Here is a 22,188-nt window from a genome sequence, read left to right as displayed (position 1 = left end):
AAAATATCCATAGCTTTGATTTTAGTATTGGCTGGCTGCAATTAATTTACGGGTATAGTCCGTTTGTGGTCGTGCAAATAGATCTGCAGTGTCTTGAAACTCCATGACTTTGGCATGTCGCAGTACCAACACTTTTTGACACAGGGCTTTGACCACGTGTAAATCATGACTGATAAATAAATAACTCATATTAAATTCTTGCTGCAAACGCCGTAGTAGCTTCACGATGGCTTTTTGTGTCGTCCGATCTAGTGCCGATGTGGGTTCATCGAGTATCAATAATTTAGGACGTAATACCAACGCACGTGCTAAGGCGACTCTCTGCCGTTGCCCACCGGATAACTCATGTGGATAACGCTGCTTAAATGAGCTGGCTAATTCGACTTTCTGCAAAGCTTCATCTATACGCTGTACAATTTCATTTGCAGATAAATGCTGTAAGGCCAAACCTTCGCCAATGGTTTGCTCTACATTTAGCCGTGGATTTAAACTACTGAATGGATCTTGAAAGACAATTTGAAATTCACGACGTAAAGGTCTGAGCTGTTTTTCTGAAAGTTGATGGATGGCGTGTTGATTTAACATAATTTCGCCATCACTTTCTATGAGCCGAGCAATAGCCAATGCTAGGGAGCTTTTCCCAGAACCACTCTCTCCAACAATACCGATCGACTCACCTTCAGCCACTGTTAAATCCAAAGCCTCTACCGCAACGACATAATCTTTGATGCGGTTCAATAAGCCTTGTTTGACTGGGAACTTCACTCCTAATTTGTGTAATTTTAAAAGTGTCTGCGTTTGTGAAACCTGTATTGCTACACCAAAATCATGGTCTAACAGATTTTGGGTATACGCCTGCTTCGGTTGCTCAAAAATTTCCTGAACATCTCCTTGTTCCACCACTTGTCCACGATTCATCACAATCACATGTTCGGCATAGCGCTTGACCAAATTCAGGTCATGGCTAATTAAAATCATGGCCATATTACGCTGCTGTTGTAGCGACTTTAATAAATTTAAGATTTGCGCTTGCAAAGTGACATCTAAAGCCGTGGTTGGCTCATCAGCGATTAAAATATCAGGATCTAAGGCCAATGCCATGGCAATCATGACACGTTGCCGCTGCCCGCCTGATAATTCATGTGGATAGCGCCTTAACTTATCTTCAGCATCAGGAATACCCACATCATTTAATAATTCTATAACGCGCTGTCGTGTTTTTGCCTTCGACCATCCCTGTAACAACAATGACTCACCAACAATCTTTTCCACACGATGTAAGGGATTTAAGGCCGTCATCGGCTCTTGAAAAATCATGGCAATTTTCTGTCCACGAATGTTTCGATGCTGCTCAGGACTCAGTCCAAGAATATTCTGTCCATTCAGGCTGACGCTGCCTGTGACCTGCAGATCACTTGGCAACAAACCGAGTATAGCTAGGCTGCTAATCGATTTACCAGAACCGCTTTCTCCAACAATGGCTATCGTTTCACCTGCATGCAAATTAAAATTCAGGTCTTCAACCAAGACCTGTGCTGCATGGGAAATATGTAAATGTTCAACCGCTAATACGATGGGAGGTACATTAACTTGATGATTATTGACGTCTAGGATCGAATGCATCACGTGTCGCCTCCCCAATGTAAATCAATAAAGACAGCACGATCGCTAAGGTAAAAAACCCCGATAAGGCAAGCCATGGTGCATTCAGATTGTTTTTCCCTTGAAGCAATAACTCACCTAAGGACGCGGCATCAGGCGGTAAGCCATAACCTAAGAAATCTAAGGCTGTCAGTGCCGTAATATTTGCCGTGAGCATGAAAGGTAGCTGTGAAAGACTGGAACTCATCGCATTTGGTAAGATATGCCGAAACATAATGGTGCTATCTGTAACGCCAAGACTCCGTGCTGCACGGACATAATCAAAATTACGAGCACGCAAAAACTCTGCACGAACCAAGCCGACCAAAGTGGGCCAGCCAAACAGCAGCATAATGACAAAGAGCCAATACACACTCGGAGTAAACATGCTGACCAAAATCATCACCATGAATAGCATCGGTAGTCCGCCCCAGACTTCTAAAATCCGTTGACCAATGAGGTCTACCCAGCCACCATAATAGCCCTGTATCGCCCCAACCATGATGCCCAATATGGCTGAAGCAAAAGTTAATGCAAAACCAAACAAGAGCGACACACGTAGTCCATATAAAATACGTGCGAGCACATCACGCCCTTGGTCATCGGTACCGAGCCAATTTTGTGCAGTCGGTGCAGATGGCACAGGCACAGCCAACTCTAAATTCGGTGTTTGATAGGAAAATTTAATCAGTGGCCATACAGCCCATCCTTTATCATCAATCAGTTGCTGTACCACAGGATCTTTATAATCTGCCTCAGTTTCAAATACGCCACCGAAAGCAGTTTCTGGATAACTTTTTAATACGGGAACGTATAAAGAATCATCGTATTTGACCAAGAGCGGTTTATCATTGGCAATAAACTCGACAGCTAATGACAACATAAAAATCAAGGCAAAGCTGATAAAGCATGTAAAGCCTAATTTATTTTCTTTAAAACGTTGAAAACGTGCTTGCATGATCGGAGACATTATTTTGCCCCCTGCGAATCAAAATTAATTCGTGGATCAATCATTTGATACATGACATCACTGATTAATCTTAATATCAGCCCCATCAAGGTAAAAATAAACAAGGTGCCAAAAATCACTGGATAATCACGCTGTACAATGGCTTCAAATCCTAATAACCCCAGACCATCTAGATTGAAAATAATTTCAATAAATAGATTTCCCACAAAGAAGATGCCAATTAATGCTTCTGGTAGACCAGCAATAACAATGAGCATTGCATTACGAAATACATGCCCATACAGCACACGTGATTCGGTCAAACCTTTAGAACGAGCAGCAAGAACATATTGCTTATTTAATTCTTCCATAAAAGAGTATTTGGTCAGATAAGTTAAGCCAGCGAAACCACCAATTACCATAGCAAACAAAGGCAACACCATATGCCAAAAATAATCTGAAATTTTGCCAAATACACTTAACTCAGCAAAATTCTCTGAAACTAAACCTTGTAGAGGAAACCACTGAAAATATGAACCACCTGCAAAAAATACAATGAGTAAAATGGCAAAGGCAAAAGCAGGAATGGCGTAGCCGATAGCCAATAAAATAGACGTACTTTTATCAAATAACAGACCATGTTGACGGGCTTTTTTAATGCCTAATGGAATAGACACCATATAGATCAGCAAGGTACTCCATAAGCCAAGGGATAAGGATACAGGCAGCTTTTCCCAAAGTAGCTGGGTCACAGGCTTATCTTTAAAGAAACTGGTACCAAAATCTAGCGTCACATAGCCCTTTAACATGAGCCAAAAACGTTCGAATAATGGTTTATCGAAACCATATTGCGCTTCGATTTTTGCCACCATTTCTTCACTGAGGCCTTTAGCACCTTGGTATTTACTGCCTGTCGTCGCAGTTTCACCACCACCTGTGTTTCCCATACCTTGAAAGGACTCAGCTTGCTGTATGGCTTGTTCAACAGGTCCTCCCGGTGCAATCTGAATCACGACAAAGTTAATCAGTAAAATGAAAAACAATGTTGGAATAATCAGGAGCAATCTTTTTAAAATATATGTGCCCATGTTGCTTTAACATTCCCTGTCATTCATTAGTATTTATTGTTGGCGCAAATAGTTTGCAACTTTTTTCGATTGCGCTTCATTACTCCACCAATAATCAATACCTGTTGATAATTTTGGTTTTACTTTTGGCTGTTGATACATATTCCAATACGCAAACCATTTTTCACCTTTACCATAGGTTGGAATTTGATAATACCCAGCTCTTAATAATCGATCCAATACTTTGGTACGCACCACCAATTGTTCACGATTTGGTGCCCGAATCACCTGTTGTATGACTTCATCAATGATCGGACTTTTAATGCCAGCATAGTTGTAATTGCCAGGCTGATCTGCCGATGCACTTCCCCAAAATTGCGCTTGCTCATTACCCGGATTGAGCGACTGTGGCATAACATTTGTTGTCATATCAAAGTCTTTCGAACGCATCCGTTCTATATATTGAGGCACGTCCACTTGGCGAATGTTTACAGTCACACCTAAACGTTTCATATTGCGCACAAAAGGCATTAATGTTCGCTGTAAGCCATCTTGGTGAATGAGAAATTCAATACGAATGGCTTGACCATGTCGGTCTAATAATTGACCATTTTTAAATCGATAACCAGCATTTATTAATAGCTGACGAGCAGTCAATAAATTATTTCGATTAAATCCACTAGCATCCGAAACGGGATATTTCCAGTTTGATAACACCCCTTTACGCTCTAAAGGGGTTAATTTCGTTAACAATGGTTTTAAAATTTGCATTTCAGCATCTGAGGGTACCCCTTTAGCTTCTAACTCACTATTTGAAAAATAGCTTTGTAGGCGCTGGTATTGACCATAAAACAGAGCTTTATTTTGCCATTCAAAATCATAAGCATAGGTTAAAGCTTGTCGAAAACGAATATCATTAAACGGCGATCGACGCGTATTAAATACAAAACTTTGAGTTGCAATTGGATTTTCATGCTTATCACGATACTTCACCACCATTCCTGCAGTGATGGACGGAAACTTATATTCCGTCACCCATTTTCGTGCTGTAAATTCCTCATGCAAAGTATATTGGCCAGACTTAAAGCCTTCAAAAGCAACATCTAAATTTCGGTAATAGACATATTTCAAATGATCAAAATTATATCGTCCGCGATTAATCACTAAATCACGTCCCCAATAATTAGGATTGCGCTTAAAACTAATACTACGGCCAGAATCAATTCGATCAAGTAAATACGGGCCAGAACCTAAAATCGGCTGCATAGTAATTTTAGTAAAATCTTTTTTTGCCCAATCTTTTTTGGAATAAATCGGCATTTGCGCCAATATTAATGGCATTTCAGCGTTATTACCCGACTTAAAGGTCATTTTGACTTCATATTTAGATAACACTTGGGTTTTATCTAAATCTGCCAAATACATTTGTAAACCTGGGTTTGACTTGGTCTGAAAAGTATCAAAACTAAATTTAACATCTTCAGCAGTGAGTTCTGAACCATCACTAAATCGTGCTTTTGGATTTAAGTGATAAATGACAAAATTCGTATGATCGGGATCGAACGTGACCTTCTCAGCTAATAATGGATACAGCACGCCAGGTTCATCTAAAGACCTATCCATAAGGGAGTCAAATAAATAATTTACCCCCTCAGCCGCACTGCCCTTACCATTCATACTGTTTAAATTGTCAAATGTCCCATTTGATGAAGTACTTAAATATCCACCTTTGGGTGCAGAAGCATTGGCATAAGGCATGACTTTGACAGAGTCATATTTGGGTGTGCTATGAATCGCAATATAAGGCGTGGTCTGTATCGCAGACCACACACTTTGACCGAACAGACTAAGCACACACATCCCAATAGCTTGATGTGCTGATTTGAACGACACCAACATCAATGACAACTCCCTGTAGTCGTTGCTTAATTCGGTACTTTAATCACGTCACCAATACGTAACTGAGCAGACGGTTGCATATCATTCATTTCAGCGAGTTTTGATGTGTCTAGTCCATAGCGACTTGCCAAACCAATCAGCGTATCGCCGCGTTTAATACGGTATTCACTAATAGTTTTAGGGACTTGTAAATTTTGACCGACACGCAGTCCTGCACGCGGATTCAAGTTATTTAATTCAGCCAATGCTGCCACAGTTAAACCTGTCCGACTAGCAATCGAATTTAAAGACTCGCCTGATTTCACAGTATAGCTTTCAGTATTTGCTGGTTTCACATTGCTCGTAGAAGATTTAGCTTCCGTTTTTTTAGTTTCAGTTGCTTTACTAGCTACATCAGCAGGGAGTTCACCATCAACTTTTAAACGCTGCCCTACACGAATCGCACTATTGGTATTTAGGCCATTTAACTCGGCTAAATAACGCAATTGAAGATGATATTTCTTCGCAATCACACCCAACGTTTCACCTGATTTCACCACATGAATATCGGTCACTTCAGCAGAATTCGTTCGTGTATTGGTTTTGCTTTCAGTTTTGGTCGACTCAACTTTGGTTTCTACTTTAACCGGTGCAACATCACCTGTTAATTTTAATTTCTGCCCAACACGTAGACCTGAACTACGCTCTATGCCATTTAAATTCGCGACATAGTCCATGCCCAAATCATAGCGGCTAGCAATACCTGTCAGTGTATCGCCAGACTGCACCACATAAGTATCTGGAACAGTTGAAATTGCAGGTACTTTAATGCTTTGCCCCGCCATCAGCCCACTGTTTGCCGACATGTCATTTAAACTCGCCAATTCTGACAAACTGATTTTTGACTGCGTCGCAATACTGTAAAGCGTATCACCACGCTGCACTTTATAGCTTTCAACTTTATATGCAGGATCAACTTTGATATTTTCAATGCGATTTACGACTTTGCTGTCGAGCTTCTCTACTTTGCTCTCAACCTCGGCTACAGCTTGTAATGGCACATTAATTTTTTGCCCCACCATCAAACTACTGCCAGCCGTTAAGCCTGTTGTTAAATCTGCCAACTCTTGATTTGACAGCGCATAACGATCTGCAATGAGTTTTAGATATTCACCACGTTTTACCGTGTAGGATTTTGTTTGAACTTTTGCAGATTTTTCGACAACTTGAGCTGCTTTCTTGTCAGCTTCCAATTTTGCTTTAGATGCAGGTGTTTCTTTTAAGGACAATTTCTGCCCAACATATAAACCACTCGTGGTGGTTAAACCATTGTAGTCTGCGAGTTGCTTCGTACTTAAACCAAATTGACTCGCAACAGCTGTAAGACTGTCATTTGCTTTGACTACATAGCTATCTGCAATAGGCTTGGCTTTCGATTCTTCATTATTTTGCACAATTGGTTTCGCATCATATAAATAGATGGTCGTACCAACATACAAGGTCGAATCTGGCGAAATTTGGTTCCAAGCTGCAATATCACGCCAATTCACGCCATTTTTCATCGCGATCAATGCTAATGTGTCGCCCGCCAAAACTGTATAAGTACTGCGTTTACCTTTAGGTGGTACAACTACAATTTCAGAATCTGTACGAATGACATTTTTACCTTGGTTGCGTTTGGCTTCTTCGGAATCTGCACCTGTATTTTCAGCCACGCTTTTCGGGTAAGAGAAACCTTTAGTCAGTTCTTTACCTTGTTGATCTGCAATCGACTGACTGGTCTGAATCGCAGTCAACTTAATCTTGCCATCGTAAGGATCGACAATTTCAGTGCCTTTCGGCGCAATAGCTTTAATTTCCTGAACGACTTCTTCTTGTTCTGCTTTGGTCGCTACTGGTTTTAATACCTCATCGACTGTTTTGGTCTCACCTTCAGCTTTAATAGCCGCCATAATTTGCTCGCGCTCATTTGCGCTGAGTGGTGGCTCGACAGACACGGCTTTCACAGGCGTCGTAGGTGTTACAGCGACTGGAATACGCGGCGCACTTGGAATATCACTATTCGATGCAAATGCAGCCAAAGCAGATGATCCCATTGGTGTTTTGCCTTTCGTTCCTGATGGAATACTTGGCATTACCGTTGCAGCGACTACAGGTGGTTTGGCAGAAGCTGTCACTGTCGGCTGTGTGGTCAGCGTAGGTGGCGTCACTTTTGCAGGCTGAATAGTTTTACTATTTAATTCCGGCGGAGTAACACGTGACGGTGTTATTTCAACATTATTTTTTGGTAAGTTATAAGTTGAATTACTTGCCCAATAACCTGATGAACCACCTGATTGTAATTTTTTCAAACGTGCATCGACTGATGGACTCACATCCGCAGGAATTAAAATCCGCATTGGGCTGCTACTATCAATCACATCGCCACGATGACCCGGGTTTAGTGCATAGAGTTCTGCACGGCTTAAACCGGTAATAGATGCAATTTCATTTAAATTTGCAGGCCCTACAGCCACTTCACGAAAGTGTGGACGGTTGGCAATTGGCGGCAAACTTACGCCATAGGCACTTGGATTTTTAATAATTTGAGCAACAGCCAAGAAACGTGGGACATAGTTCATAGTTTCTTGTGGCAGTTTTAGCGACCAATAATCGGTTGGCAAACCAGCTGCACGGTTACGGTTAATCGCCTGTTGAATGCGGCCCGGCCCTGCATTATATGCAGCCAAAGCCAATTCCCACGAACCGAACTGGTTATGTAGCGCACCTAAAAACTCATAAGCTGCACGCGTTGATTCCACTACGTCACGACGACCATCATACATTGAGGTTTGTTTTAAGCCGTAAATACGTCCAGTACTTGGAATAAATTGCCATAAGCCTGCTGCGGCTGCACTTGAGGTTGCTGCTGGGTCATAAGAACTTTCAATCACTGGTAATAACGCCAACTCAGTCGGCAAACCACGACGTTCTGCTTCTTTAACCGTGTGATATAAATAACGGGACGCACGCGCACTTAAACGATCAATATATGGTTGACGTGAAATAAACCAACCACGCTGCGCTTCAATTCGCGTATCCCAGTGGTTCAAATCCATTTTGAAACCCACAGTCATACGCTTCCAGACATCACCATGCTTAAGTACTAAAAGGCGATCGCCTTCTACGGCACGCATGTCTGTTGCAGAAAGTAAATCTTCGAGTGAATCTAAACTATTGGCATCGAGAAAGTTTGAGCCAACTTGTTTACTTGCTGAGTTCTGCTTAGTCGTTTGCGATGAAGAACAGCCCGTCAGACCAAGAGCTGCGAGCGCAGAACCCAAGACTGTAAATTTAAAAATTTGTGGTAACGTAGGCTGCCAGACAGTCGCAGTTGATTTATACATAAAAAAATCCAGACAACTCATATAAAATTTATTTTTTAGATATGCCATTGTAGTGAAGCAGAACACAGACACAAGGCGTTAATTTAACGCTATTTCAGTATAAATGTTACAAGAAATTAAAAAAATCGCCAGAAATGGATTTCTCTCTGTCATTTGCGTTATACAATATACGGTTCTGAATGCTTGTTTTTCTCCGGATTTGATTTATGTCTCAAACAATCACGCTTTATGTTGATGGTGCATGTAAAGGCAACCCTGGCTTAGGGGGTTGGGGGGCGTATATCATCCGTGAAACTGGAGAAGAAAAACTCTGCGGCGGCGAAGCTGAAACCACCAATAACCGTATGGAATTGACTGCTGCAATTGAAGGCATTCAACACTGTCCGTCCGATGCAAAACTGATTATTTGGACAGACTCCAACTATGTCAAACAAGGTATTACCGAGTGGATACATGGTTGGAAAAAGAAAAACTGGAAAGATGTTAAAAATCCTGGTCTGTGGAAATTACTGGATGCAACTTGTCAGGGTCGGGAAATTGAATGGAACTGGATTAAAGGGCATGCAGGCCATCCGGGAAATGAAATGGCCGATCAATTGGCCAATCTAGGCGCAGAAAAAACCCTCGAACAGATCAAACTAGCGGCATCAACTACAGCTGAAGCACCTAAAAAAAAAGCTGAACCCGACTGGCTATTAAATGATCCATTTGGACTCGAATTTGCTGATAGCGAGGATGAAGCAGAAGAAATCTCAGCTGAGTCAGCTATTGACGCAGAGCAGATTGATGACATTGTGATAGAACAACAAGCAACAGACACTGCTTCAACGTTGAGTCCAGATGCTTCTACACAGTCTAAGCAAGCTGCTGAAATCCATCCAATGATTGTCATTACACCAGCAACAGTTGATGTATCTGGCCCACGACAATTAATTTTGGATACGGAAACCACGGGTTTCTATTTCCAAGATGGAGACCGCATTATTGAAGTTGGTGCGGTGGAAATGATTAACCGCAAACTAACCGGCAGCTCAATCCATATTTATATCAACCCGCAAAAACCTGTCGGTGAATCTGAAAATATTCACGGAATCAGTGATGACTTTCTAAAAGACAAACCATTGTATGCTGAAATTGCTGATGTCTTATTTGACTATCTAAAAGGCGCAGAAATCATTGCGCATAACGCAACCTTCGATATGAACTTCCTTGATATGGAGTTCAAACGTGCCGGTTTTGTGGCCTTATCTGAAGTTTGCGAAGTCACCGATACCTTGGCTATGGCCAAAGCCAAGCATCCAGGCCAGAAAAACTCACTCGATGCATTAGTGCGTCGTTACGAAATTCCACAACGTGACCGTACCTTCCATGGTGCCTTACTCGATGCGGAAATTCTGTCTGACGTATACCTAGCAATGACGGGTGGTCAGGTATCCTTTGATATCGATGCCCTGACCCACTCGCAAAATGAAGATGGTTCGCAAACCCGCGCCGCTGTTGAAATAGAATTACCCGTGATTTTACCTTCAGCCGATGAACTTGAAGCCCATGAGACATGGGTCAAACAATTTGAAGAAAAACATGGTACACCTTGCCTTTTTGCGAAATAAAATCTAAATTTCGTGTTACTTTTTGTATATAAACAATTCTTACATACGCTATAGTAAAACCATAAACATGGACCGCCTTAAGGGGCGGTTAATAAACAAGATAAAACATCTAGGAAAGGTGCAGATACATGTCTTACCAAACCTCTATCCATTTTGATCCAACGGCTTTGCTGATAATAAAAAATGAGGTTGATAACTCAATCAAGTTAGTCGAATCAGCAGTCAGCACCTTAGTTGAAGATCAAACTTTACCTTTCGGGATTGATGATGCACTGATTCAATTTGAACAATGTGCTCAAGTATTAGCTTTAGTTGATATGCCAAGTTTGGCAAAAATCGCTCAATATTCAGCAGAGTTAATGCGCAAGATCATGGGGAATCCTGCGCAAATTAACACTCAAGATGTCATCGCACTGAGCGAAGGCACAACCATGCTGAAACGCTATATTGAATTTATCTGCTTACGTGAAGTTAAAATCCCACAGTTCCTACTCGACAGTCTGAATCGTCTAGAACTGTCTTTAGGTAAACCTTTAACGTCGGAAGGCCAACACATTGAGTCCCTACTCGATTGTATTACTCCTGACTTTGACCTACCTCAAGCTCCTGCACTTGAAAAATCAAAATACGTTCACCGTCTGTATAAGTTGGCGTTGAATAAATTGATTAAACAAGAAGAAACTGAGCTGGATCTGCAAGCGATTAAATTGGTCGGTGCGTATTTAGCAGGTCTTTCAGATAAACATCCAAGCAAACAATACTGGAACTTGGTTTTTGTTGCATTTAATCAAATTGATCAAATCTTAATTACCGATGCTCGTTTACGTACCTTGGTAAGCATTGAACGCAATATAGCTCAATATTTTGCAGGAACTGAGCGCTTTAAAGCATCCATTTCTGATTTAGCCAATGTCTTAAGTCTAAGCATTAGCCAAGAAGATGACATTTCTCATCATATTCGTGGCAAGTTAAATATCGGTGAAGACCTTCTTACCGACACCCAATTGCAAGTTTTCAGTCGTCATTTATATGGTCCTGACTTCGAAACCATGCATACCATTGGTGAATTGGTTACGACTGAAATGACGCAAATTCGTAATGATATTGAATTTAACTATCAAAATATGACGCCTGAAAAAACCCAAGAACTTCAAGCGAAATTGAACGAATTGGCAAATATTTTCAAAGTCTTGAACTTAAATGAAGCGTATAACGACCTGTCGCGTCAAGCTGCGTCATTAGGTAATGCTGAGATTTTACAAGATGAAAGCTTTGCCCAGCAGTTGATGAACAATATCTTGTCTGCCATGAACTCGATTGGTGTGCTTGAACGTCATCACACTTCTAGCCGCTTACAACTTCGTGTGAATAATATGAATATTTCACTCGACCGTTTAGATGAAGCACACGCTGCTCTGTTAAATGAGACCAAGGTTTTAATTGATGCTGCTAGCCAATCTTTGGTTCTGTATTTACAAAACCAAGATTTGACACAACTTGAAGCGACTGCAACTCAATTCCGTGAAATTGGTGGTGCAATGTTGTTCCTCAATGCAGATGCAGCTCAAAATGCGCTGAATTCAACAGCTCAATTCATTTTGAAACGAGTTGAATCTTCAACAGCGATTGAAGCAAACGAAGTGAATCAAGCATTAGATTCATTGGCAAGCGCAGATATGTTGATTGACAATTTAAAGAACAAACAACCTGTTTTACAGGGCATGTTTAAGGTAGCATTGGACAGTAGCGAAAAACTGAAATCAGCAGCAGCCTAATGTCTAAATTATCACTTGCGTATATCTTCAAACAACAGCAATTGCTGGTCGATGAAAACTTTCAACTTCCCGAAGTTGAACAACTCGCAAGTGATTTAAATATTGGCACGGGTGATCAAGTGATTGCCCGTGATCTACTTGAAAATGAGCCAATTCCTGAAGGCTTACAGCTCATCCCTATTCGTCAGCTTTTACAACTTTGGAATGTTCAGCAATTTGAACAAGCCAGCCGTGCTATTCAACTCTTAGAATGGCGCCGTAATCATAAATTTTGTAGCCACTGCGGTACTGCAACTCAAGTCCACGCCACAGAATATGCTATGGTTTGCCCTGCTTGCGGTTATCACCAATACCCTCGTGTCAATCCTTGTGTCATTACCGTCATTACCCGTGGTGAAGATGAAATTTTATTGGCAAAAAATGCAAAAAATGTCCGTGCTATGTATGGACTGATCGCAGGTTTTGTTGAAGTGGGTGAAACTCTAGAAGAAGCAGTTCGTCGTGAAACTGAAGAAGAAGTTGGGCTGAAGGTCAAAAATATTCAATATTTGGCAAGCCAACCTTGGCCTTTCCCAAGTAATTTAATGATCGCCTTTAAAGCAGAATATGCTTCAGGTGAGCTTCAATTACAAGAAGAAGAAATCAGTGATGCGGCTTTCTTTAAATTTGATGCATTACCTGAAATTCCGTTCAAAGGAAGTATCGCCCATTCGATGATTATGCATGTCATCCATGGGTCTGCTGTTGCAGATGACACCGAAGCATGGTTATAAGTAGCTATTTTTAGTAAATAAATCATGCAATAAAAAAACCGCCATACTTGGCGGTTTTTTTATTTTCAATCATTTAACCAAAGACATTAAGGTGGACTAATTTCATCGAGTACACGCATGATTTCAGCTTTGGTTTTAAAGAAGCGACTAAATAAACTCGAAACTGAACCAATCATCGTGATGTGCCCAACACGTGGGATTTGAATCAACTGACTGTGGTTGCCTGAGGCTTTTAATCGACGATCTAAATCTTCACTATTGCTATAGCCAACGATATTGTCTTTATCCGCAGTAAATAGATAATGCTTCACTTGATTGTGCTCAACAAAATAATACGGCATCACTTGTTGATACGGTACATTTTGATCAAAGGCATCTGCACAAATCGGATCACCTTTATAATCAAAATGATATGGCCCTGCCAATCCCACAATTGCACGAATATTCTCTTTCACTTGTAGCTGATAAGGCGTCGGATGATACAGTGCAGACATGACATTAAATGCCCCTGCCGAATGTCCCATTAACACCACATTTTCCACTTCAATCTGCAACTTATGCTGAGACTGCGTCAAATAGTTTAATGCAAGGCTAAGATCATCAATTGAAGCCGGAAAAATATATTCAGGTGCGAGATGGTAATTAATGACAGCAACATCGAAGCCTTCTTTGGCAAAAGCTTCACCAATGAATCCATAGTCCTTTTTGTCACCATGCATCCACGCTCCACCATGTACAAATACGATGAGTGGACGTTGCTGACGAGGTGCTGACGTGCGATACAAATCTAGGCGATGGCGCGCTTTTAGACCATAAGGGATATTGTTTTGAACATGATATCCTTGTTTGGGTGTCAGTCGATTTAATGCATAACTGCCAAAATCATATAACCGAAAATTTCGGTATAAAGATTTAGCCAAATCCATTTTTTGCTGAAGCCGCAGAGACCATTGATTCATATTTTACAGCATCATTTCCGACATTTTATTGAGCATTTGGATCAACAGCATCCGGATCTATCGCTACAGGCGTTTGTACTTCAGGTTGCACATTACCTACAGCAGGTGTGGTGTAACTTGAGTTAATTGAACGTGCCTGTGGATTTGGGTTCTGATCAATATTATCGATTAAAGTGATAATTCGCGTTACATTACCCACTTGTTGCAAGATTTGATTTAAGTCTGTGATTTCCGCACTGTTTAAACGGCCCATCACATAAAGAACAGCATCTTCAGTATGAATGTGTACTTTGCTGTCAGATACCACAGGCGCTTTCATAATCAAACCACGGGTATTCGCAGTGACCGCAGTATCTTGCATGATGGTGCTATAGCTGATCTGATTACCCACTGTAATATAGTTATGTACAGTTTTGACATCACTCATTGAACGGACATTTTCTTCTGCCAATTCTTTTAAATGATTATCTGGCACTTGCCCAGTCAATAAGACATTGCCATGAAAACTTTCAATATTGACACGTGACTGTTTAAAACGAGTATCTAATTTATATAAGTTAATTTTTGCTGTTCGAACAATGGAAGAGTCAATAAAAACTTGTCCCAATGAGCGTGCGCCGCTTTCAGTTCCTACAGGTGCTGATCCTGTTCCATTCGAAATAAAACTCGCACAGCCAGATAAACTTGCGACACAAAGCATCGTTATTGCAATACGCTTAACCACTCAGCACGACTCCTCAAATTTCCACACGTATTTTTCTATGCGTTTACACAGTTTGTTTTATCAGAGATTAATCAACTCTTGATCAAAAGTAAAAGCATTTTCAATCCATTGCTGATGATACGGGTATTTAGAAAAATCTTGCTGTAGTGTTTTTGCAAAGTGTTGATAAAAATCAAAACAAATTGCATCAAAGCGACAATAATAATTTTGAAAATGTGACTGTTCATTTAAAAAAAGCAACGCAGTCTTCATCATCTTACGTTGTTTGTGAATGGAAATACTTTCGATGGCTTGGGCATAGCGGGTATTTGAACGGGCTTTAACTTCGATAAACACCAATTCTTGACCACGTGCAACGATCAAATCAATTTCACCATAACGACTATGATAATTCTGTTGCACCTGTACATAGCCTTGCTGCTCAACCAAACGCAGCGCTTGCCGTTCTGCCCACTGCCCCAGATTCATCTGTCCCAAATTCATCTGCTCTAAGTTTAGCTGCATCGTTTCATCCCTAAAGTGAGATCGCCACGATGCCTTTTTTACTTCGCTCATAGCAGTGAGGAACACGCTGAATATTATTTTGACTAATTCTGATTAGCCCTGTTCGCCCCTGAAACTCAATGCTTTTTAATTTCGGTTCTTGCAAATATTGTTTTGCGATATGCCATGTGTCCCCACCAAAAGCTAAAAGACGTTGATATGGCATATCTACTGGATTTTCCTCATAAGCTCGGATCAGGTCTGGCCAACGCGCATCATGTAAGGCAGGTGCATCACAAAATTTCAGCCCTACAGGAATGGGCTTAGTGGCTTCAATCGCATTGGCGACGCTATATAGTTTCATTTTGGGTAGTTTTTTTTGACTGTTTAACCATTCATTATTGCCCAGCAACAGCACCCCTTGATTTTTGTCTAGCTTCGTTGGGAGTTGTTCAACCACTTGAATAGGTACTGAACTTTGGCTGATTAAGGACATGAGCAATAATTCATGTTCTGCCTCTGTTGCAGGCTGACGTAGAACAAGCACTTGCGCTAACTTGTCTTTTTCAAAGACTTTTTGAAGTGCTAAGGCATCATCACGTTTCGATAAACTGTACTGCCAAACATTGGGAATTTGGCTCGTCGTTTCATTTAAAGCCAACACGCGGACTTTAGGCTTTGCCTTTACAAGTGCTTCAACGTCTTGACGTGCTAAAGGGCCAATCACCAATTGAGTTTTTTTATTTACCTGTTGCTTCAATATCACTGCAATTTGCTTTTGATTTGAATCTACAAACTTAATGGGCACTTTGTAGTCTGATGATTGATATGCGCTATTGAAACCTTGCTTAATACTGGATGCGGCTCGCGCCATAGGACCAGATTCAGGTAGAATGACCAAGACGTTTGCCTGTGCAGCAGTAAACATACTGCTTAAAAGGCAAAGACCCAAAATTTTGTTCTTATTATCCAACATGGAGAAACCTATGAGTGCTCAGTTATTTGTTGTTGCAACTCCAATCGGGCACTTAGATGATATTAGTTATCGTGCAATTGAGGTATTGAAGTCGGTTAAAATTATTGCCGCCGAGGATACACGAACTTCAGCACAATTACTTAAACATTTTAGTATCAATACACCTTTAACCGCCTGCCACGACCATAACGAAAGCAACAAAATAGACCAGCTGATTGAACGCCTCGAAAAGGGTGAAAATATGGCGCTGATTAGTGATGCAGGCACACCATTGATCAGTGACCCCGGCTTTAAACTGGTTCGTGCTGCACAAGAAAAAAATATTCGTGTCATTCCTGTGCCGGGTGCCTGTGCTGCCATTGCAGCTCTCAGTGCTGTCGGCCTACCCAGTGACCGTTTTAGTTTCGAAGGCTTTTTACCGTCTAAACAGTCACAACGTCTTTTAGCACTGGAAAAACTGAAAGACGAAACTCAAACCATGATTATTTATGAAGCGCCGCACCGTATTGTGGATTGCCTAAAAGATATGTCGAATGTCTTTGGTGCAGATCGTCCTGTGGGCTTTGCACGTGAAATTACCAAAACATTTGAAACTATTAAAAAAATGTCTTTGGGCGAATTGGTTCATTTTGTCGAATCTGATCACAATCAGCAAAAAGGCGAAATCGTATTGGTGATTGGTGGTGCGACCGAAGAAAAAGACCTAGAGCAAGAAAAGTTAGACAAATTGTTGACCCGTTTACTTCAAGACTTGTCCGTTAAAGCTGCCTCTCAGTTGGCTGCAGATTTAACTGGGATTAAAAAGAAAGTAGCCTATCAACGTGCTTTAGAATTAACCCAAGCGAACGATTAAGCTTAATTTTTTTTATTTTTAATTTGAACCGCTTATGGGACCTACGGGTTCCATAAGCTATCCCATACAATAATTTAAATAGAATGAAAAAAGTTGCTTATAACATGTCCATAAATCTGTCTGTCAAAAAACCGCTGATGTTCATTCTCTTTAATCTGGTTTGGCTCACGGCCCTTGCATATATTATTTATACTGGCATTCAACCCTATCCGCACTATATTAGTGGCGAGCAAATGACGGCCGATCATAGCGCGATTGCGATGGTCTGTGGATATTGTTCCCTCTATTTTGTAGTCGGTAATTTACTAAAACTGAGCCAATTTTGGGATAGGCATCGCTATTGGGCTTATGTCGTTTTGAGTGCGGTATTACTTTTTCAATCTTTTGTCGCTGCTGTGGCGGCCATGCATGCACCGCCGTATATTGCTGCATTCATTATCAATTGTATGTTTTTGCTTTTACTGCATTTTGTGTTCTATCCTATTTACGCGATCAGTCGTAAATATATGAAGCCAAAGACGACTTAAAATAACTTCACAACGTCATAACTAAACATGCTTAGTTTAAAAATGAATGACCTTCAGCCTCGCACAAGCGAATGAAGCAAAAAAAAACACCACATGACGTGGTGTTTTTTCATTTTTAATCTTTTGCCGATTCGTCTGGAGGGACTTCGGTAATACGACCACCACGCGCTAAGAACGCAGCAACTTCATCTTCAAGCGCCTGACGTTGTTTTAGTTTTGCAGTCACTGTTAATGTTTCAGCTTCAGAGGTGTCACCATCAGAGGCAGAATCAGCTGCGTCACCTGCACCTTTTTCAGCTGCTTGTGCTTCATCTTCATCAACTACTGAATCTTCTGGATCATCATAATCGTTCATATCAGTCATTGTGTTCTCCCCGCGAATGACTTCTGTTTGCCAGCGAATGGCTGGTTTTAAATTAACAGAAATTTAGCAATCTCTGAGCATTTCGACTAGTACCCACAACCAAAAAATCGTATCTTTTTTAATCAAAATCGTAACCTTGTTTATACGACTGTCTAAAAAATATCAGACTTTGACCTAAGCTGCGTAGATTGTCTCTTTTAAAATACTCAGACCATTGGCTTGAGCCATAAACGCATCTTTTAGAACAGTCTGATTTTCCACTTGTTTTAAACCAAAGTTTCGCGCCCACACCACAGGTGAAAAAGTGGTGGTTTCTAACCAACCAATCGCGGACATACTATGCATCATGGCATCGTTTTGCCCTTTACGGCGGTGCTCATAGCGCTTCAAACTTTGTTCATGTGCCCACACACCTCGTTTTTTATCGGTCAAAAGCACATCGCAAAGCACCGCTGCATCTAAACAGCCAATATTCACGCCTTGTCCTGCAAGCGGATGAATCACATGGGCCGCATCTCCAATCAGCGCTAGACCATCATGAACATATTGCTGTGCAGCTCGTGCCTTCAATGGAAATTTAGCACGTGGCGTTGCTTCTAAGACTTCGCCGAGCATGTGATGGCTTTCTCGAGTGAGCAACGCAGTAAATTCAACATCGGATAAAGCCACATATTCATCGGCATAATCATCTGGTAAGGTCCACACAATCGATTGCCAATAACCGCTTTCTTCTTTTTTCAGACTCGCCATCGGCAAAAATGCTAAAGGGCCAGTTTCTAAGAAAATTTGACGTGCTAAATGCTGATGCGGTTGGGAGGTTTTAATTGCACAGCTCACACCGGCTTGCTTATAGTCCAATACATCTAGATCGATGAAAGCTTGCTCACGGACAAATGAGTTTGCACCATCTGCACCTATCACCAGTTTTGTTTTGAGCTGGGTACCATCTGCGAGGTGAATGATCCACACACCAACGCCACGCTCAACTCGACTGACCTTAACTTGGGTTCGGTAGTCTTCAAGCTGTTCTAGCATTTCTTCTTGAATGGCTAAATTCAATACACTTGGTTCAACCATTGAACCTAAAGCTTGCTCAACTGATGGTGTTTGCTCTGCCACATGACCAAAATTGATTTCTCCATAGCCATTTTTATTCCACACCTGCATACCAGTATAAGGCTGCTGACGGGCAAGCTTTTCCCAAACACCCACAGTCTTGAGTAAATGAATGGTGGCTTGACTGAGCGCCAAAACTCGAGGATTCGCAACACTTTTGGTTTTTTCTGCATCCAAAATAGGTGCCGCATCCAATACCGTAGCCTGCACACCGCCTTGCGCCAACAGCAATGCCGTTAAGCCACCGACCAAGCCGCCGCCGACAATCACGGCATCCAGTACATTTGTTTGATTTAAACTCATGCTTTTAGCCCCATTGCATAATTCGCGACCAAAGGCTTAATCCCCGGAATGGTATCAAAGGCAACTAATCCAGTATTGCGAATCAATTTTAAAAATGGGTTCTGGTTGCTAAAACCACGAACAACTGAATCACAGAATTTAATCACCCGCTGCTGATCGGTCAGGCGCGATTTTTCATAATCAAGCAACATAGCTGCATCACCCAGATCTGCATTTTTTTCAACTTGCTCTTTTAAATAACGGCGTAGTACATAGGCATCGCGCATACATAAGTTAAAGCCCTGACCAGCAACTGGGTGAATGGTATGTGCAGCATTTCCCATGAGCACTACACGACCTACAGCTTGTTTCTCTGCAAGTACTTGCGACAATGGGAAGCTGAAACGTTTACCAGTTTTTTGGAATTTACCTGCACGGTCGCCATAGGTTTCTTGTAAAGCATCTAAGAAGTGCTGATCATTTTCATCACCCATCCACTCGCCTTCAGTTCCTTTAGGAACAGGCCAAACCACTGAGCGACGGTATTCACCTGGAAGTGGCAGCAGCGCTAGCGGACCAAGCGGACTAAAACGCTCGAAACCGACATAACCATGCGGTTTAGAGGTTTGTACTGTAGTGACAATCGCCACTTGGTCATAATCATGCACCGATGCGCCAATACCTAAGGCTTTACGGCAGAATGAATCACGGCCATCGGCGGCAATCACAATTTTAGATTGTAGTTTGAGCTGTTCTTTAGCACGCTTTGCTTCAATATAGGCATGGTCTGCATCCTGCGTCAGCGAAGTCACTTGTACGCCGTCAATTAATTCTATCAGCGGTTCTTTTTTGACTTCTGTGAGCAGCACACGGCCGAGCCATGCATTTTCAATAACTTGTCCAAAGCTTTCGACTTTTTCTTGTTCTGCTTTGAGTCTTGCCTTACCAAAACTGCCTTGCTCTGTAATATTCACTTCTAAAATAGGTGTGGCGTGTTCCTGCAAAGCATCCCAGAGGCCTAGTTCTTGATAAATTTGCACCGTACGGCGTGACAAGGCGCTGTTTCGTGCATCAAAACTCGAGTGATAAGGCTCAAGGTTTGCATCATCATAATTGGGGTATTTAGTGGCTTCTAAAAGTTTTACGCCAATTTTGTCTTTGGCCAACATGAGTGCCAGACTTAAACCGACCATACCACCACCAACTATGATGACTTCTTGCTGCATGCTTGTTTCCTTATCTGTTGTATTCGATTCGAGTGTCGAAATACGTCATTTATATATTGGATTTATCTTACATCATGACTCAGTTTTTTGACATTGTAATACACGCTCTTGTTGTAGTTTGTGAGGATTGAGCGATGCTTTTAAATCCTGTGTGATTGAGTAACCCCATACGCTCATCACAATCCAGAATGGAATCATTAGAATTGAAAGATACGCACGCCATGTGGCTTTTATGCCATATTGATATGGCTGCGGTCACTATGTTTTTTGCACAGGCAATGGATATTGCTTTAGTCGCACAGTACGTATATTTCGAGGTCAATAAAATAGAAAATGCAGCATTACAAATAAAATAAAGTAAAAATAGTAAAGAAGCCATATAGCACATCAAATTCATGGGGATGACAGAGAAACCAATTTGTGCTCTTCAACCATGGAAAAACCATGAAATGCAATATGCAAATAATGAGCATAGTTAGGCTAAGAAAAATTATCTGTTTAATTTTTTCTGTGCGTGTATAACTTGAGCTGAAGTTTGTCATCTTATTCTCTTCTTTATTATGATGGCTATTCAATCAGACATATTATCTACTTACTTTACCTATCCATGAAATTTAATAAGCCATTGAATTGAGGATATAAATAAACATATAGATCTCAATAAGGAAAAAAACATTTTGGTTTGTACAATTGTTGGTTTTTATGTCGGAGGCTGTGCTCTCCCAATATTGATTTGTCTTTGACTTTTATCATAGTTCGCAAATAGACCCAAAGACTATGAGACATTCAAGAATTCAGACCTTATTATTTTCTCAATGATTATATATGTTATTGTATAGCAATAATATTTAAATAATTCAGTCAAAATATTTGGATCAATATGAGTCAAAAAATATTACAACGCTATGAACAACTACTAAACGATTCTGCTTCTATCAAAGCTATGGCAAAAAAAGCTTATTCAGAATATAGCGGAAGCTATGATACGTTGGGTGATGAGGGTGATGCTCTTTACCTTGAATGGAAAGTTAAAGTTAAAAATCTATTATTGCTATCATGTGGTGAAAAATCTATTCATTACCGTGATTTTTTAGATGCTGAAGAAACTCAAAGCTTTGATACTAACACTAGAATAATCAGTAGATTAATTCCAATTTTGAAAGCAGCATATGATGATTTTAAAAATGGTTTTTTAACTTCTTTCAAACAAATCGTTCAAGCAGAAGTTTTTGATAGTGAATTAGAGCAAGCACGGTCGCTCTTAAATAGTGGTTATAAAAATTCAGCTGCTGTGATTGCTGGTGTAGTTCTAGAAACCGCAATTAAAGAACTATGTTTAAATAATGAAATAGAATTAGAGAAGAAAAAATTAACACGATTAAATGAAGACTTAGCAAAAGCAGGAGTTTACAACCCTCTCCAACAAAAACTCATCACAGCTATGGCTGATATTCGAAATAATGCAGCCCATGGTAACTATGATCAGTTTACAGAGGAAAATGTTCACAGAATGATTGAGGATATCGAGAGGTTTTTACTAGCTTACTCTTCATAAAACTATCAGATTTACATAGAAAAAAATTAATTAACATAAAAAAC

Annotated in this window: 19 protein-coding genes; 7 read left to right on the top strand and 12 right to left on the bottom strand. The window is 40.8% G+C overall.

The window, feature by feature from the left end; translation table 11 throughout:
• Positions 1-21: 21 nt before the first annotated feature.
• The 5 genes from FTT72_RS05940 to FTT72_RS05920 all read right to left on the bottom strand — a co-directional run bounded on the left by FTT72_RS05940 (position 22) and on the right by FTT72_RS05920 (position 8,921).
• The gene (locus FTT72_RS05940) at positions 22-1,623 is read right to left on the bottom strand and encodes an ABC transporter ATP-binding protein (RefSeq protein WP_180178049.1); all 1,602 of its coding nucleotides are present in this window, start codon (positions 1,621-1,623) and stop codon (positions 22-24) included.
• A complete protein-coding gene (locus FTT72_RS05935; RefSeq protein WP_180004178.1) occupies positions 1,598-2,611 on the bottom strand; it encodes an ABC transporter permease in 1,014 nt (337 codons plus the stop codon). The genes FTT72_RS05940 and FTT72_RS05935 overlap by 26 nt, the downstream gene beginning before the upstream one ends.
• Positions 2,611-3,678 (bottom strand): microcin C ABC transporter permease YejB, encoded by a 1,068-nt coding sequence (locus tag FTT72_RS05930; RefSeq protein ID WP_180004177.1) that lies wholly within the window; start codon positions 3,676-3,678, stop codon positions 2,611-2,613. The genes FTT72_RS05935 and FTT72_RS05930 overlap by 1 nt, the downstream gene beginning before the upstream one ends.
• Before the next feature lie 33 nt (positions 3,679-3,711).
• The gene (locus FTT72_RS05925) at positions 3,712-5,517 is read right to left on the bottom strand and encodes an extracellular solute-binding protein (RefSeq protein WP_257233407.1); all 1,806 of its coding nucleotides are present in this window, start codon (positions 5,515-5,517) and stop codon (positions 3,712-3,714) included.
• Positions 5,518-5,582: 65 nt separating this feature from the next.
• Entirely contained in the window at positions 5,583-8,921 is a 3,339-nt protein-coding gene (locus FTT72_RS05920; RefSeq protein WP_180178027.1) for a LysM peptidoglycan-binding domain-containing protein, read from the bottom strand.
• A 206-nt stretch (positions 8,922-9,127) separates the two neighbouring features.
• On the opposite strand from FTT72_RS05920, the gene dnaQ reads away from it, so the two are divergent.
• The 3 genes from dnaQ to nudC all read left to right on the top strand — a co-directional run bounded on the left by dnaQ (position 9,128) and on the right by nudC (position 13,079).
• Complete coding sequence (gene dnaQ / locus FTT72_RS05915) at positions 9,128-10,531, top strand: DNA polymerase III subunit epsilon (protein WP_180178026.1); 1,404 nt, start codon at positions 9,128-9,130, stop codon at positions 10,529-10,531.
• Between the two features lie 128 nt (positions 10,532-10,659).
• Positions 10,660-12,306: a chemotaxis protein gene (locus FTT72_RS05910; protein WP_180178025.1), complete on the top strand. Its 1,647-nt coding sequence runs from the start codon at positions 10,660-10,662 to the stop codon at positions 12,304-12,306.
• A complete protein-coding gene (gene nudC, locus FTT72_RS05905; protein WP_180011997.1) occupies positions 12,306-13,079 on the top strand; it encodes an NAD(+) diphosphatase in 774 nt (257 codons plus the stop codon). Before FTT72_RS05910 ends, nudC begins: the two co-directional genes overlap by 1 nt.
• A gap of 86 nt (positions 13,080-13,165) precedes the next feature.
• Here nudC and FTT72_RS05900 read toward each other — a convergent pair whose 3' ends face one another.
• The 4 genes from FTT72_RS05900 to FTT72_RS05885 are packed head-to-tail and all read right to left on the bottom strand — an operon-like array spanning position 13,166 to position 16,221.
• The gene (locus FTT72_RS05900; protein WP_180163540.1) at positions 13,166-14,038 is read right to left on the bottom strand and encodes an alpha/beta hydrolase; all 873 of its coding nucleotides are present in this window, start codon (positions 14,036-14,038) and stop codon (positions 13,166-13,168) included.
• A 25-nt stretch (positions 14,039-14,063) separates the two neighbouring features.
• On the bottom strand, positions 14,064-14,762 hold the full coding sequence (locus tag FTT72_RS05895) for a BON domain-containing protein (protein WP_180004165.1): 699 nt from the start codon (positions 14,760-14,762) through the stop codon (positions 14,064-14,066).
• A 60-nt stretch (positions 14,763-14,822) separates the two neighbouring features.
• Positions 14,823-15,230, bottom strand: coding sequence for a YraN family protein (locus FTT72_RS05890; protein WP_180063273.1), 408 nt, complete (start codon positions 15,228-15,230; stop codon positions 14,823-14,825).
• 46 nt (positions 15,231-15,276) lie between these two features.
• A complete protein-coding gene (locus FTT72_RS05885; protein WP_180178024.1) occupies positions 15,277-16,221 on the bottom strand; it encodes a penicillin-binding protein activator in 945 nt (314 codons plus the stop codon).
• Positions 16,222-16,231: 10 nt separating this feature from the next.
• Here FTT72_RS05885 and rsmI point away from each other — a divergent pair, with 10 nt between their 5' ends.
• Both rsmI and FTT72_RS05875 read left to right on the top strand, forming a co-directional pair.
• Positions 16,232-17,074: a 16S rRNA (cytidine(1402)-2'-O)-methyltransferase gene (gene rsmI, locus FTT72_RS05880; protein ID WP_078189168.1), complete on the top strand. Its 843-nt coding sequence runs from the start codon at positions 16,232-16,234 to the stop codon at positions 17,072-17,074.
• Between the two features lie 104 nt (positions 17,075-17,178).
• Positions 17,179-17,601, top strand: a complete 423-nt coding sequence (locus tag FTT72_RS05875; protein ID WP_180178023.1) for a hypothetical protein — start codon at positions 17,179-17,181, stop codon at positions 17,599-17,601.
• A gap of 115 nt (positions 17,602-17,716) precedes the next feature.
• On the opposite strand, the gene FTT72_RS05870 is transcribed toward FTT72_RS05875, so the two are convergent.
• The 3 genes from FTT72_RS05870 to ubiH all read right to left on the bottom strand — a co-directional run bounded on the left by FTT72_RS05870 (position 17,717) and on the right by ubiH (position 20,589).
• Positions 17,717-17,965 carry a hypothetical protein gene (locus FTT72_RS05870; RefSeq protein ID WP_078189169.1) on the bottom strand — a complete coding sequence of 83 codons (249 nt, stop codon included), beginning with the start codon at positions 17,963-17,965 and terminating at the stop codon, positions 17,717-17,719.
• Between the two features lie 174 nt (positions 17,966-18,139).
• Complete coding sequence (locus FTT72_RS05865; RefSeq protein ID WP_180178022.1) at positions 18,140-19,384, bottom strand: FAD-dependent monooxygenase; 1,245 nt, start codon at positions 19,382-19,384, stop codon at positions 18,140-18,142.
• Positions 19,381-20,589: a 2-octaprenyl-6-methoxyphenyl hydroxylase gene (gene ubiH / locus FTT72_RS05860; protein WP_180055979.1), complete on the bottom strand. Its 1,209-nt coding sequence runs from the start codon at positions 20,587-20,589 to the stop codon at positions 19,381-19,383. Before ubiH ends, FTT72_RS05865 begins: the two co-directional genes overlap by 4 nt.
• 188 nt (positions 20,590-20,777) lie before the next feature.
• On the opposite strand from ubiH, the gene FTT72_RS05855 reads away from it, so the two are divergent.
• Positions 20,778-20,945, top strand: a complete 168-nt coding sequence (locus FTT72_RS05855) for a hypothetical protein (protein ID WP_180040712.1) — start codon at positions 20,778-20,780, stop codon at positions 20,943-20,945.
• A 524-nt stretch (positions 20,946-21,469) separates the two neighbouring features.
• The gene (locus tag FTT72_RS05850; RefSeq protein ID WP_180040710.1) at positions 21,470-22,144 is read left to right on the top strand and encodes a HEPN domain-containing protein; all 675 of its coding nucleotides are present in this window, start codon (positions 21,470-21,472) and stop codon (positions 22,142-22,144) included.
• The last annotated feature ends 44 nt before the right edge of the window (positions 22,145-22,188 follow it).

It is taken from the genome of Acinetobacter sp. YH01005 (assembly GCF_013420465.1).
Taxonomy (GTDB): Bacteria; Pseudomonadota; Gammaproteobacteria; order Pseudomonadales; family Moraxellaceae; genus Acinetobacter; species Acinetobacter amyesii.
Note: the sequence above shows the minus strand (reverse complement) of the source record. Positions and strands in the feature narration are given on the sequence as shown.

Excerpts from the sequence above, each read along its gene's own strand:
- FTT72_RS05940 (WP_180178049.1), bottom strand. The coding sequence starts at position 1,623 with ATGCATTCGATCCTAGACGTCAATAATCATCAAGTTAATGTACCTCCC.
- FTT72_RS05935 (WP_180004178.1), bottom strand. The coding sequence starts at position 2,611 with ATGTCTCCGATCATGCAAGCACGTTTTCAACGTTTTAAAGAAAATAAA.
- FTT72_RS05930 (WP_180004177.1), bottom strand. The coding sequence starts at position 3,678 with ATGGGCACATATATTTTAAAAAGATTGCTCCTGATTATTCCAACATTG.
- FTT72_RS05925 (WP_257233407.1), bottom strand. The coding sequence starts at position 5,517 with ATGTGTGTGCTTAGTCTGTTCGGTCAAAGTGTGTGGTCTGCGATACAG.
- FTT72_RS05920 (WP_180178027.1), bottom strand. The coding sequence starts at position 8,921 with ATGTATAAATCAACTGCGACTGTCTGGCAGCCTACGTTACCACAAATT.
- dnaQ (WP_180178026.1), top strand. The coding sequence starts at position 9,128 with ATGTCTCAAACAATCACGCTTTATGTTGATGGTGCATGTAAAGGCAAC.
- FTT72_RS05910 (WP_180178025.1), top strand. The coding sequence starts at position 10,660 with ATGTCTTACCAAACCTCTATCCATTTTGATCCAACGGCTTTGCTGATA.
- nudC (WP_180011997.1), top strand. The coding sequence starts at position 12,306 with ATGTCTAAATTATCACTTGCGTATATCTTCAAACAACAGCAATTGCTG.
- FTT72_RS05900 (WP_180163540.1), bottom strand. The coding sequence starts at position 14,038 with ATGAATCAATGGTCTCTGCGGCTTCAGCAAAAAATGGATTTGGCTAAA.
- FTT72_RS05890 (WP_180063273.1), bottom strand. The coding sequence starts at position 15,230 with ATGAATCTGGGGCAGTGGGCAGAACGGCAAGCGCTGCGTTTGGTTGAG.
- FTT72_RS05885 (WP_180178024.1), bottom strand. The coding sequence starts at position 16,221 with ATGTTGGATAATAAGAACAAAATTTTGGGTCTTTGCCTTTTAAGCAGT.
- rsmI (WP_078189168.1), top strand. The coding sequence starts at position 16,232 with ATGAGTGCTCAGTTATTTGTTGTTGCAACTCCAATCGGGCACTTAGAT.
- FTT72_RS05875 (WP_180178023.1), top strand. The coding sequence starts at position 17,179 with ATGTCCATAAATCTGTCTGTCAAAAAACCGCTGATGTTCATTCTCTTT.
- FTT72_RS05870 (WP_078189169.1), bottom strand. The coding sequence starts at position 17,965 with ATGACTGATATGAACGATTATGATGATCCAGAAGATTCAGTAGTTGAT.
- FTT72_RS05865 (WP_180178022.1), bottom strand. The coding sequence starts at position 19,384 with ATGAGTTTAAATCAAACAAATGTACTGGATGCCGTGATTGTCGGCGGC.
- ubiH (WP_180055979.1), bottom strand. The coding sequence starts at position 20,589 with ATGCAGCAAGAAGTCATCATAGTTGGTGGTGGTATGGTCGGTTTAAGT.
- FTT72_RS05855 (WP_180040712.1), top strand. The coding sequence starts at position 20,778 with ATGGAATCATTAGAATTGAAAGATACGCACGCCATGTGGCTTTTATGC.
- FTT72_RS05850 (WP_180040710.1), top strand. The coding sequence starts at position 21,470 with ATGAGTCAAAAAATATTACAACGCTATGAACAACTACTAAACGATTCT.